A 12,754-nucleotide genomic window follows, 5' to 3' on the forward strand; every position below is an offset into this window, starting at 1 on the left:
CCCCGCGCGCCTTCTCATGACGGGGCGGGAGGCAATTTGCAAGGGATGCCGGCCCTCGCGACGGCGTTTTTCGCAAGCAATTGAGGGATATGGGCTATTTTGCTCGGAAAGCGCCCACCGAGAGGGGCGCAGGCAGGCGGTGAACCCAAGCCGGGTGGCACGCGACTGTCTGATGGCACATCACCGGGGAAGCGACATGAACAAATATCGCTGGATCGGCTGGGCGATCGGCGCCGCTGCGCTGGCCGGCGCGCTGGCGCCAGCACAGGCCCAGAATTGCCGACATGACGGGCCGGTGGTGGGGTGCGACGATGGACGGCGTGGAATCTTGTCCGGAGATGCCATCGTCTGGGCGGACGGTACACGATCCAGCGCTTCGCCGCATCCCAGCGTCATTATCGGGCAGAAATCATCGGTGCGAATCGGGCCCGGCGTGCTGGTCGGCAAGGGGAGCGGATCGGTGCCGCTCGACGATCCCAACGCCCCCAACAAAACCCGTTGCGCGGTCCTGGACGGCGTTTCGTACTGCCATTGACCCGTCAGTGGTAGCGGCTGCCGCCGGGTGCACTATACGACCGCAGCGGCCAGACCACCGCCGGATCGCCGGCCAACGTCAGCGCTGCCGCCTTGTCATTGGCGGCATGGGCGTCCTGCAGGGCATCGACAAAATCCGCGAACCAGTCCTGGATGGTGCCGGCGCGCAGCTTCGCCATCATCGCCTCCCAGCGCATCCGGCGCTCCAGCAGCGGCATCGAGAACGCCATGGCGATGGTCCGCGCCATGCCGTCGATGTCATGCGGATTGACCAGCAGCGCGGTGTCGAGTTCCTGCGCAGCGCCGGCGAATTTCGACAGCACCAGTACGCCGGGATCGACCGGATTTTGTGCAGCCACATATTCCTTGGCAACCAGGTTCATGCCGTCATGCAGCGGCGTAACCAGGCCGACCTGCGCGGTGCGGTACAGGCCTGCCAACACCGTCTGGCTAAAGCCCTTGTTGAGATAGCGGATCGGCGTCCAGTCGACCTCGCCATGGCGGCCGTTGACGTCGCTAACCAGCTTCGCGAGCTGATCCTGCAGGTCGCCGTAGGCCTCGATAGTGCCACGCGACAAAGTCGCGATCTGCAGTAACGACACGGCGCGCTTGAGCTGCGGCTGCAGCGTCAGCATGCGGTCGAACGCCTCGATGCGGTTGACCAGGCCTTTGGAATAATCGACGCGATCGACGCCGATCGCCAGCTTCTCGCCGTTGAGACTGCGACGCAGCCGCGACACGTCGGGGTGCGAAGCCGCCTTCGCCGCGTGCGCCGCGAATTTCGCGGGATCGATTCCAATCGGGAACACCGCGCAGCGCGAGTGTCCGAACCGCGACGCCACGATGCCGCCGGTAATCTCGAGGCCAAGCTCGGACTCCACGTAAGACAGAAAGTTGTCGCGATCGTCATCGGTCTGGAATCCGATCAGATCGTAGGCCAGCATCGCCTCGACCAGTTCGCGATGATGCGGCACGCCGCTGAAGATCGCCCTCGTCGGCCATGGCGTGTGCAAAAAGAAACCGATTGGATGGGTGACGCCGAGATCGCGCAATTCCGCGCCGAGCGCCAGGAAATGGTAATCCTGAATCCAGAACACCGTTTCCAGCTTGCGGAAACGCAACAGCGCGCGCGCCATGAAGGAATTCACTTCACGGTAGGACTGGTAATCGTCGTGGGAGGAGCGAATCAGATCGGTACGGGAATGCAGCGCCGGCCACAGGGCCGAATTGGCGAAGCCTTCGTAGTAGCCGGCATAATGCGCGGCGGGCAGATCCAGCATCGCCAGCGCGCCGGCGCCGAGCGCCTCGATTTCCGCAAACGGTTCCTTCTGTGCGCCGTCGCGGACGCGGCCGCTGGAACCTACCCATATAGCACCGGATTTCTCGACCACTGGCAGCAAGGCGGCTGCCAGTCCTCCCGTCATCGGCTCATTGGCCGAAGCGCGCGATACGCGGTTGGAAACGACGACGAGATTCACAGGGTCCCCTCCTGGAGATGCGTTCGTTTATAAACGACTGTTCATCAATATGGTTCCTGGTCACCATTCGACCCAATTGACACCAAACTTGGGCACCGGCGATGGAACCCGCTGTTCCCTGGGTTCCACTTTACGCTCGCCTCGGATCTTTAAGACTTGACGCCGGCCACCAGTTTTACCAACCAGGCGCGCACTTCGTCGGGGTCGCTGAAGTGACCATCGACACCGAGCGCATGGCGACCGACTGAAAAAGCCAACCCCTTCATACCCGGCATGATCGCGAACACGGATTCATCGGTGACATCGTCGCCGAGGAATACCGGACGCCGTCCCGTGAACGGGGCGTGCGTCATCAGTTCGATGACGCCGGTCGCCTTGGTGAAGCCGGCATGCTTGATCTCGCAGACGAACTTGCCGGGCAGCACCTCGATCGGCGCATTGGGCAGGTCGGCGCGAATCGCCGATACCGCGTCGTAGATGGCCTTCTCGGCATGCGGCGCGAGTCGGTAATGCAGCGCCAGCGAGTAGCCTTTGTCTTCGAGCAGAATGCCGGGGCTGAGCTTGGCAATCGCCGCCAGCCGGCGTTTCAATTCCTTGTCCAGCGGCGGCGCATGGGACGCGACCGACTCATTGTCCGGCGTCAGCCGCATTTCTGCGCCATGGCCACCCACCGCCGGAAACTGCATCGGCGCGAAGATCAGATCGATGTCGTTGATGGAGCGCCCCGACACCAGCGCCAGTGCGCCGTTGGTAAGCTGCAGCAGACGGCCGAGCGCGGTCGCCAGTTCCGGCGGCACCCAGACTTCGCGGGGCGTCGGCGCCATGTCGAGCAGCGTGCCGTCGATGTCGAGCAGCAGCGCGCAATCGCCAAGCGCCGGCATCAATTCAGTGGGCGTCCGCTCATAGGTAGGCGATTTGGCTTCAGCAGCGGTATCGGTATTGGCAAGGGTCTGGGTCATGTCGGCATTCTACTCCACTACGGCCAACGGCCGTGCAACGGATTCAAGCGGCTGGCGTTCCGCCGCGATGGCATAGCGCCAGCCGATGATCGCGGCGGCGACCATCAGAAAAGCGCCAAGAAGGTATCCTGCGAACACGCTCCGGCGCGAGCCGGTATCGATCAGCACGCCGAACAGCGCCGGTCCGGCGACGCCGCCGATCGCAGTACCGATGGCATAGAACACGGCGATCGCCAGCGCGCGGACCTCGATCGGGAAGGTTTCGCTGACGGTCAGATAGGCCGCGCTGGCCGCCGGCGAGGCAAAGAAGAAAATCACCATCCAGGCGATGGTCTGGGTCTGCGCGCTCAGTACGTCGATCGAGAACAGGTAGCCGGAGATCGCCAGCAATACGCCCGAGACGCCGTAGGTGATCGCGATCATCAGCCGGCGGCCGAGCGTATCGAACAGCCGGCCGAGCAGCAGCGGCCCGAGAAAATTACCGGCCGCGAATGGCAGAATGTACCAGCCGACCTGGTTCGAGGCGATGCCGAAGAAATCCGTCAGCACCAGCGCGTAGGTAAAAAAGATCGCGTTGTAAAAGAACGCCTGCGCCGCCATCAGCGCGAGGCCGACCATCGAGCGCTGGCGATACAGCACGAACAGCGTGGTTGCGACTTCGCGCAAGGGCGTGTGACTTCGCATGGTCAGCTTGATCTTCGGCAGCAGCTTCAGCGCCGAAGGCTTCGCTTCCTGATGCGCGGACGTCTCGATCTCGGCGACGATCTTTTCGGCGCGCTCGGGCTGGCCATGGATCATCAGCCAGCGCGGACTTTCTGGAATCCACAACCGCATGAACAACACTACCAGGCCGAGAATGGCGCCGGTGAAATAGGCCAGCCGCCAGCCATAGGCTTGCGAGACGGTGGCCGGATCGAGCAACACGATGGCGCACACCGCGCCGAGCGCGGCGCCGAGCCAGAAGCTGCCGTTGATTACCAGATCGGTCCAGCCGCGATATTTGGCCGGCACCAGCTCCTGGATGGTGGAATTGATCGCGGTGTATTCGCCGCCGATGCCGGCTCCGGTGAGAAAGCGAAACAGCACGTAGCTCGCCAGATTCCACGACAGCGCAGTCGCCGCCGTGGCCGTCAGATAAAGCGCCAACGTGATGAAAAACAATTTCTTGCGGCCGATCCGGTCGGTCAGCCAGCCGAAGCCGAGCGCGCCGATAACCGCGCCGGCGAGGTAGGCTGAATTGGCAAGGCCGACATCGAAGTTCGAAAACTTCAGCATCGGATCTTCCTTCAGCGCGCCAGACAACGCGCCGGCCAGCGTCACTTCAAGGCCGTCGAGAATCCAGGTGATGCCGAGGGCGAGCACAACGCGGGTATGAAAGCCGCTCCAGACCAGGGCATCGAGCCGTGAAGGGATATCGGTTTCGATCACGCGGGCGGTCGGAACAGGTGGAGTTTGAAATTCGGTGCCGCTCAGAATGGCCATGCCGCCTCGCTCCGGAGCATTTCTGGATGCCCCCGGCGGGGGCGCGGCAACTTGACCGATTACAAGACGAAACGCCCGGCGCCTTGCGGCGCGGGCTCCACAATGAGTTAACCCACGGATGGCGCATCGGTTCCGGATTAATTGGAGAACGGCCCATCAGCCGTCATTGCGAGGAGCGGAGCGACGCGGCAATCCAGAGGCCACCTGCGACGAAGAACTGGATTGCTTCGTCGCAACGGCTCCTCGCAATGACGACCACGGGATCTGGTGACCCTGCGGAGTCTACAGCGACACCGCGTAGTGCTCGTATTCGCCGCGAACCAGTTCGATATGGGCGCGCATCGCCGCGGCGGCGCCCGCTTTGTCGCCCCGCATGATCGCGACCACGACGCGGTCGTGCTCGGCCTGAGATTTGGCGAGACGGCCAAGGTTGCGGAACTGGGCGCGGCGGAACGGCTGCACCCGTACCCTTGTCGCCAATGTGATCTCGGCGATATAGTCGTTCTGCGAGCCGGCGTAGATCGCGTTGTGAAAGCGCTCATTGACCTCGTGAAAGCGATCCGGATTGCCGTCATAGCTGAGCACGCGCAATTCCTCATGCACAGCCTCCAGCGCGTGGCGCTCCACTGCCGGCATCCGTTCGGCGGCGAGCCCGGCGCACAGGGCTTCCAGCTCTGCCATCGCCTCGAACATGCCGGTCAAGCGATCGAGCGACGGCTGCGCCACGACCGCGCCGCGATGGGCGCGTGAATCCACTAGGCCGCTGGCGGCGAGCTGACGCAATGCTTCGCGCACCGGCGTGCGCGAGACGTTGAAGCGCAGCGCGATTTCAGTCTCATCGAGCGATGCGCCAGGCGGCAGCACGCCGCGCACGATGTCGTCCGCCAGTTGCAGCCGAAGCTCCTCGGCGCGGGTCACCTTTCCGGTAATGATCCCCGCGCGATCGACGCGGCTGACCGGTCCGGCGCCGGCCCTGCGGCGTGGCTTGTCGGATTCCGGCTCGACCAGCACATCGTCGAAACTCATGCGTTGTCCTTGGACACTTCCTTGGGCTCATCGATCATGCTGACAGAGGCGGCGACGATCCGCCAGCCCTCGGCGAATCGAACCCATGTCTGCATCTGCCGGCCCACCCTACCCGGAGCGCTGTCGCGATAAAATAGCGTCGAGGCGACCGCAGTGTCGCGGCCATAGGAAGTGATCACCGTCCGTTCGGTGCGACGCATCAATCCGACCGGCGAGCGTGCGCCGCGAAAAGCCTGGATCTCGTCATAGCCGTACAGATTCTCCCCCATGCCATATCGCAGCGTGCGGGGATCGTTGCGGAACAGCTCGCCAAGCACGGCGGTATCGTTGCTGACGAGGGCCGCTTCATAGCGCGCAAAAGCGGCGCTCACCTCGGCGAGCACGTCGGGAAGATCGATATCCATGGTCAGAATCCTTTCGGGCGCGGGGCGGCGACGACGCCAGCACGCTCCAGCGCGTAAGCGACGCGCAACGCGATGTCTTCCCGCCACGGCGCGGCGATGATCTGGACGCCGATCGGCATCGGATCCAGCGGCACCGGCACCGCCACCACCGGCAGGCCGATGAAGGAGATCGGCTGGGTGTGGATACCGATATTGGCGCGCACCGGCAATTCGACGCCGTCGAGCACGAAGGTCTGCTGGCCCAGTTTCGGCGCGATGCACGGCGTCGCCGGCGCAACGATCACATCGACGTCCTTGAACAGCTCCAGGACCCCGGCGCGGTACCAGCGGCGAAATTTCTGCGCGCGATCGACCAAAGGCGCCGGCATCATGGCGCCAGCGAGCAGACGGTCTCGCGTCGCCGGATCGAAATCGTTCGGCCGCGTGCGCAGCCGGTCGAGATGCAGCGAGGCGCCCTCCACCGTCGAGATCACATAGGCCGCGGCGCGGGCGCGCGCGACTTCCGGCAACTCGACTTCGCGGGCCACGCCCAGCGCCTTGGCGACGATGGCTACGCCTTCCTGCGCTTCCGGAAACAGGTTTTTCTTGAAATAGCCGCCGGCGAGGGCGATGCGGAGCCCGCCGATATCCTGCCCCAGCAAGGCTGTCACCGGCTCGATGGCGCGGGTCGAACACGCCGCGTCTTCGGCGTCGGGTCCCTGCATGGCATCGTAGGACAACGCCAGATCTTCCACCGAACGCGCGAACGGACCGAGATGATCGAAGCTGGCGACGAACGGAAACGAACGCGCCCGCGACAGTCGGCCATAGGTCGGCTTCAGGCCAAAAATTCCGCAGAACGACGACGGCACCCGGATAGAACCGTTGGTGTCGGAGCCCAGCGCCAGCGGCACCAGCCCGCCGCCCACCGCACTGCCGGAGCCGCCCGACGAACCGCCGGACATTCGCGTAGTGTCGTGCGGATTGCGCGACGCACCATCGTGGACGTTCTCGCCGGTGAAGTCGTAGGCGTATTCGCCCATGTTGAGCGCGCCAACCAGCACGGCGCCGGCGGCTTCCATGCGTTCGACCAGCGTGGCATCGCGCAGCGAGACCGGTCGCTCGCGGTTGATCTTGGAGCCGGCGCGGGTCGGCAGGCCCGCGACGTCGAACAGGTTCTTCACCGCGAACGGCACGCCGGCGAGCGGGCCGACGGCCTCGCCCGCGGCAATCGCGGCATCCACCGCCCTGGCCTTGGCGCGGGCGCGTTCGGCGGTCACATCGGTGAAGGCGTTCAGCAGCGGATCATGTTGTGCGATCCGGGCCAGCGCCGCTTCGGTGACGCTGAGCGCGGAAATCTGCTTCCCGGCCACCGCCTGCGCGATCTCGGAAGCGGGCCGCCATTCGCCATGGGCATTCATCACGGGATCAGGCTGCATAGATGCTGGCCGGTTCGGTTTCATCCGGCAGCGCAAATTCCTCGACGGATCGCGCCATCTTCAGCGTCACCGCGAGATTGGCCGATATGGTCGGTTTCCAGGCGGCTTCGACCGGCAGGCCCAGAACTTTCGCGACGGCATCGATGTAGTCATTCAGCGGATCGGCCACGGCATTCCTTCTCGTCTAGCCTATCAATGAACCGGCAGCGGCGGATGCGGGATCGCCGACAGCAGTTCCTTCGTATAGTCGTCTTGCGGGGCGTCGAGCACGGCCTCGGTCTGGCCCTCCTCGACGATTCGCCCGGTGCGCATCACGATGACACGATCGCACAACAGCCGCACCACATTCAAATCGTGCGAGACGAAAAGATAGCTCATCCCCATGGATTGCTTGAGGTCCTGCAGCAGGTTGAGCACCACAGCCTGCACCGAGACGTCGAGCGCCGCGGTCGGCTCGTCCAGGATGATCAGCTTGGGCTGCAGCGCGATGGCGCGCGCGATGCCGACGCGGGCCTTTTGGCCGCCGGACATCTGGTGCGGGAAACGATCCAGCAATTCCAGCGGCAGCCCGACCTGGCGGGCCAGATCCTCGCATTTCGCGCGTAGCGCGTCGCCGCCCTTGATATCGCCGAGTTGCATGATCGGATCGGCGATGGCGCGGGCCGCAGTGAAGCGCGGGTTGAGGCTGTCGGTCGGATCCTGGAACACCATCTGGATGCTTTTTCGCAACGGCAGTCGGGCGAAGGTGTTCGGCGGCATGGCGCCGATATCGTCGCCATCGAACAGGATGCTGCCGGAAGTCTTGTCGATCAGCCGCATCACCATCATCGACGTCGTCGACTTGCCGCAGCCGGATTCGCCGACCAGGCCGACGCTCTCGCCATGGCCGATCGAGAAACTGATGCCATCGACGGCGCGGAATTTGTCGGGCTCGGCGGGCGGCGAGCGCGAGAACAGCTTGGCCAATGTCGCCGTGGCGCCCTGGCGGGCGTATTCCTTGACGAGGTTGTCGACGCGCAGCAGCGGCTGCTCGCTACTCGCCGCGGCTACCGCCGTGGCGGTCTGCACCGGCATTGCGGCGCGCTCTTCCGCGGGCAGCAGATCGCGCAACGACACGCCTAGCCGCGGCGTCGCCTGCATCAGCTTCTTCGTGTAGGGATGCTGCGGATTAGCGAAAATGTCGGCCGAGAGCGCGGTCTCCACGACCCTGCCCTTCTCCATCACTACGACGCGGTCGCAATAGGCGGCGGCAAGGCCAAGATCGTGGGTGATCAGGATCGTCGACATGCCACGGCTGCGGGTCAGTTCGACGATCAGATCCATCACCGCCTTCTGGGTAGTGACGTCGAGGCCGGTGGTCGGCTCGTCGGCGATGAGAAGTTGCGGATTGCAGGCCAGCGCCAGCGCGATCACCACGCGCTGGCACATGCCGCCGGACAGCTCGAACGGATAGGCGTGATAGCGCTCGCGCGGCCGCGCGATCTTGACCGCTTCCAGCGCCTCGATCGCCTTCTCGCCACGGTCGCTGCCGGCCGATTGGACATGCTGGCGCAGCACATCCTCGATCTGGTCGCCGACCTTGCGGATCGGGTTCAGCGCCGCGCGCGGATTCTGGAAGACCATCGAGATTTCGCGGCCGCGCAGGTCGCGCATCTGGTTTTCGGTGGCGCCCTTGATGTCGATGCCGGAGAAGCTGACGGAGCCCTCCGCGATCTTGCCGGCGCGGTCGAGAATCCGCATCACCGCATAGGACGTGACCGACTTGCCGGAGCCGGATTCTCCCACGATGCCTAGCGTCTCGCCCTTGGCGACCGAGATATTGACGTGTTGCACGGCTTTCACGATGCCGCGGCGGGTGGCGAATTCGACGGTGAGGTCGGTGACGTCGAGGAGGGGCTGCACGGTCATGACAGAAACTCCACAGTCTCACCACGTCGTCCCCGCGAAAGCGGAGAGGTCGAGCGTCCCATCCTCACGTCCTCCTCTGCGGATCGACGATGTCCCGCAGGCCGTCGCCGAGCAGGTTGAAGCAGAACACCGCGATCATCAGCGCGAGGCCTGGAAACAGCGCGATCCACCATTCGCCGGACACCATGAAGGACGCGCCCTCGGCGACCATGATGCCCCATTCGGCGGTGGGCGGTCGCACGCCGAGGCCGATGAAGGACAGGCCGGCCGCGTTGAGAATGGCGTAGCCCATGGTCAGCGACATCTGCACGATCATGATCGGCATGATGTTCGGCAATATATGCACCAGCAGGATGCGCATCTCGCTGTTGCCCGAGAGGCGAGCGGCCTGCACGAAGCCGGCATCGCGCCGCACATTGGCTTCGGCGCGGGCGACGCGGGCATAGAGCGGGAAGTTCACGATGGCGGTGGCAATGATGATGTTCTGCACGGTGTTGCCGAGTGCCGCGACAATGCCCATCGCCAGCACGAACAGCGGAAACGCCATGATGGTATCGGCGATGCGGCCGACGATGCGGTCGGTCCAGCCGCCGAAATAGCCGGACGCGATGCCGGCCAGGCCGCCCATGGCAAACACCAGCAGCACCGAGGCGATGGCGATGAAGAAGTCGAGTCGCGTGGCGACGATGACGCGGCTGAAAATGTCACGGCCGAGCTGGTCGGTGCCGAACCAGTGCGACGCCGAGGGCGCCTTCAGGGCCTGCGCGGTGTCAGAGGCCAGCGGATCCCACGGCACGATATAGGGGCCGAACACCGCGGCGAACACGATCAGCACCAGCAGGCCGAAGGCGAAGGCGGTGACGCGGTTCTCGCCGAGGATATAGCGCGTATGCTGCAGCGTCGCAGCCAGCGCCGAGGTTCGCGCGGCGGGAACGGGTTCGACGGTGGGCGCGACGGTGCTCATCTTGCTACCCTTCCAGCCTGACGCGAGGATCGATAACGCCGTAAAGAATGTCGATGATCAGATTGATCATGACGTACATCACCGCCATGGTCAGCACGAAGCCTTGCACCGGCGCGAAATCCGACGAGATCAGCGCTTCCACCGCATAGGAGCCGATGCCCGGCCAGGCGAACACCTTCTCCACCAGCACATTGGCGCCGAGCAAAAATGAAAACGTCATCGACAGCGTGGTGATGACCGGCAGCATGGCGTTGCGGAAGGCATAGGTCACGATCACGGTGCGCGGCGACAGGCCGGAGGCGCGTGCGGTGCGCACGAAATCGGACGACAGGATCGCCAGCATCGAGGCGCGTGTCATGCGCGCAATCGGCGCCAGCGAGAAGATCGCCAGCGTCGCGGTGGGCAGGATCAACTGGTTGAACGAGGAGCGAAACGCTTCCCAGTCACGCGCAAGCAGACTGTCGATCAAATAGAAGTTGGTGACCGACGGCGGCGTGGTGGCGAACACGTCGAGCCGCCCGAGCGGGGCTGGCGACCAGCCGAGCCGGAAATAGAACACATAGACCAGCACCAGCCCGGTGAAGAACACCGGCAGCGAGACGCCGGCCGTGGTGGTGATGCGACAGAGATGGTCGATCCACGAGCCCGGCCGCGTCGCGGCGAGAATGCCGAGCGGAATCGCGATCACGATCGACACGATCAGCCCGAGCAGCGTCAGTTCGGCCGACGCCGGCAGGCGGTTGCGAATTTCCGTGGCGACTGGTTGGCCGGTGGTCAGTGAGTTGCCGAAATCGCCATGGGCGAGATCGGCGGTGTAGCGGAAGAACTGCTCGATCAGCGGCTTGTCGAGACCGAGCTTCTTGCGGATTTCCTCGATGGCGTTCTTGTCGGCCGAGGGGCCCGCAAAATACGCCGCGGGATCGCCGGGTAGCGCGCGGGTCAGCAGGAACGTCACGATGATGACGCCGATCAGCGAGGGGATCGCGAACATCAGGCGCTTGCCGATCAGGGAGAGCATGACGATCCACTCCTTTGTTCCCTCTCCCCTTGTGGGAGAGGGTGGATCGAACGCGCGACGCGCGTTCGAGACGGGTGAGGGGTCGGCGCGGAACGAGAGCCTGTCCCCTCACCCGGCCGCGCTGTCGCGCGACCACCCTCTCCCACAAGGGGAGAGGGAAGGAAGAAAGTGCCCCCTGCCCCGCCCATTTCCCTTACGCCTTCACAAGCGCACGATAGTCCAGCCGACGATGGAACCAGTACTGATAGCCCGAGATGTTCTTCTGCATCGCGACGTTGACATAGGGCTGGTACAGCGGAATTCGCGGCACATCCGCGAAGGCGAGATCCACGAAACCCTTGACGTCGGTGTCGTAAGTCGCTTTGTCGCCGGTCGCCGCGGCCGCACGCGCGCCGTTGATGAGCTTGTCCATTTCAGGCGACTTGTAGTTCATGGTATTGAACACCGAATTGTCGCCGTGATAGCACCAGTAGAAGAAGTATTCGGGGTAATCGAGCCAACCGGAGAACACGTTGGTGTAGAGCGGCATCTCCTTCTTGTTCAGCTCGGTGCGCCAGTTGGCGCCAGGAATTTTGTTGATGGTAGTCTTGATGCCGATCTGGCCGAGGCTTTCCTGCACCAGCACGCAGAGCGGCTCGTTGACCACGGCAAAGCCGAGATCGAACGAGATCGTGGTCTCGAAGCCGTTGGGATAGCCGGCCTCGGCGAGCAGCGCCTTGGCCTTGGCGATGTCGGTGTTGTACTTGGTCGGCTGCGGCCAGGCGACTTCGGTGGGTTTGTCGGCGGATGCGCCGAACATCGGATTGGCGAGGCCGAACAGCACCACGTCGATGATCTTCTGGTACGGGATCGCATAGGCCACCGCCTGGCGGACCTTCGGATTGTCGAACGGCGCCTTGGTGACGTTCATGCCGATGTACTGGATGCCGTTGGAGAACGGCAGCGAGATCACGTCGAGCTTGCCGTTGGCCTTGATCTCCTGGAAATCCTTGTAAGGCAGTTCGTAGGACATGTCGGCGTCGCCGCGCTCCAGCAGCGCGCGGCGATTGCCCGCCTGCGGCACCATGCGCCAGATCACGCGCTTGATCTTCGGCATCGGGCCGGACACCCAGTCGTCATTGCGCTCCATGATCACTTCGGTGCCGGCGGTCCACTTGGTGACCTTGTAGGCGCCGCCACCGGCGGTCTGCATCTTGGTGTATTCGAGACCCCACGGATCCTTCTCCGTGGCGTTCTTCTTCACCAGTTCGGAATTGATCACGCACGGCACGATGACGGCGAGATCGGGTATCGTCAGCCGGTCCTTGGTGGCAAAATCAACGCGCACTGTGTGGTCATCGACAATGACGAATTGCTCGGGCTTCTTCAGCGAGCCCGCGCTCATCTGGAAGGTGGGGAAACCGCCGACGCTGACCGACCGGTCCAGCGACCATTTCACGTCCTTCGCCGTCACCGGTGTGCCATCGTGGAATTTGGCGTTCTTGCGCAGCTTGAAGGTCGCCGACATGTCGCCGATCTGCATGTCCTCGGCGAGTTCGGGCTTGTACTTGTCGCGGTCGTAAT

General features: G+C 64.0%; 12 protein-coding genes. 1 reads left to right on the forward strand and 11 read right to left on the reverse strand.

Features of this window, described 5'->3' with window-relative positions:
- Nucleotides 1-196: 196 nt before the first annotated feature.
- On the forward strand, nucleotides 197-535 hold the full coding sequence (locus JWR89_RS12565) for a hypothetical protein (protein ID WP_299716485.1): 339 nt from the start codon (nucleotides 197-199) through the stop codon (nucleotides 533-535).
- Nucleotides 536-539: 4 nt separating this feature from the next.
- On the opposite strand, the gene JWR89_RS12570 is transcribed toward JWR89_RS12565, so the two are convergent.
- The 11 genes from JWR89_RS12570 to JWR89_RS12620 all read right to left on the reverse strand — a co-directional run.
- The gene (locus JWR89_RS12570) at nucleotides 540-2,012 is read right to left on the reverse strand and encodes a trehalose-6-phosphate synthase (protein WP_299716454.1); all 1,473 of its coding nucleotides are present in this window, start codon (nucleotides 2,010-2,012) and stop codon (nucleotides 540-542) included.
- Nucleotides 2,013-2,161: 149 nt separating this feature from the next.
- Complete coding sequence (gene otsB / locus JWR89_RS12575) at nucleotides 2,162-2,971, reverse strand: trehalose-phosphatase (protein ID WP_299716457.1); 810 nt, start codon at nucleotides 2,969-2,971, stop codon at nucleotides 2,162-2,164.
- A 9-nt stretch (nucleotides 2,972-2,980) separates the two neighbouring features.
- Nucleotides 2,981-4,453: an MFS transporter gene (locus JWR89_RS12580; protein WP_299716459.1), complete on the reverse strand. Its 1,473-nt coding sequence runs from the start codon at nucleotides 4,451-4,453 to the stop codon at nucleotides 2,981-2,983.
- 282 nt (nucleotides 4,454-4,735) lie between these two features.
- Nucleotides 4,736-5,479, reverse strand: a complete 744-nt coding sequence (locus JWR89_RS12585) for a GntR family transcriptional regulator (RefSeq protein WP_299716461.1) — start codon at nucleotides 5,477-5,479, stop codon at nucleotides 4,736-4,738.
- The gene (gene hpxZ, locus JWR89_RS12590) at nucleotides 5,476-5,883 is read right to left on the reverse strand and encodes an oxalurate catabolism protein HpxZ (RefSeq protein ID WP_299716464.1); all 408 of its coding nucleotides are present in this window, start codon (nucleotides 5,881-5,883) and stop codon (nucleotides 5,476-5,478) included. Before hpxZ ends, JWR89_RS12585 begins: the two co-directional genes overlap by 4 nt.
- A 2-nt stretch (nucleotides 5,884-5,885) precedes the next feature.
- Nucleotides 5,886-7,301: an AtzE family amidohydrolase gene (locus JWR89_RS12595; protein WP_299716467.1), complete on the reverse strand. Its 1,416-nt coding sequence runs from the start codon at nucleotides 7,299-7,301 to the stop codon at nucleotides 5,886-5,888.
- On the reverse strand, nucleotides 7,291-7,470 hold the full coding sequence (locus JWR89_RS12600; RefSeq protein ID WP_299716470.1) for a DUF4089 domain-containing protein: 180 nt from the start codon (nucleotides 7,468-7,470) through the stop codon (nucleotides 7,291-7,293). The genes JWR89_RS12595 and JWR89_RS12600 overlap by 11 nt, the downstream gene beginning before the upstream one ends.
- 23 nt (nucleotides 7,471-7,493) lie before the next feature.
- Nucleotides 7,494-9,209: an ABC transporter ATP-binding protein gene (locus tag JWR89_RS12605; protein ID WP_299716473.1), complete on the reverse strand. Its 1,716-nt coding sequence runs from the start codon at nucleotides 9,207-9,209 to the stop codon at nucleotides 7,494-7,496.
- Between the two features lie 64 nt (nucleotides 9,210-9,273).
- Nucleotides 9,274-10,173, reverse strand: coding sequence for an ABC transporter permease (locus tag JWR89_RS12610; protein WP_299716476.1), 900 nt, complete (start codon nucleotides 10,171-10,173; stop codon nucleotides 9,274-9,276).
- 4 nt (nucleotides 10,174-10,177) lie between these two features.
- Entirely contained in the window at nucleotides 10,178-11,191 is a 1,014-nt protein-coding gene (locus JWR89_RS12615; RefSeq protein WP_299716479.1) for an ABC transporter permease, read from the reverse strand.
- Between the two features lie 193 nt (nucleotides 11,192-11,384).
- Nucleotides 11,385-12,754: ABC transporter substrate-binding protein (locus tag JWR89_RS12620; RefSeq protein WP_299716482.1), on the reverse strand; the 1,370-nt coding region annotated here is incomplete at its 5' end.

It is taken from the genome of Tardiphaga sp. (genome assembly GCF_028290785.1).
Classification (GTDB): domain Bacteria; phylum Pseudomonadota; class Alphaproteobacteria; order Rhizobiales; family Xanthobacteraceae; genus Tardiphaga.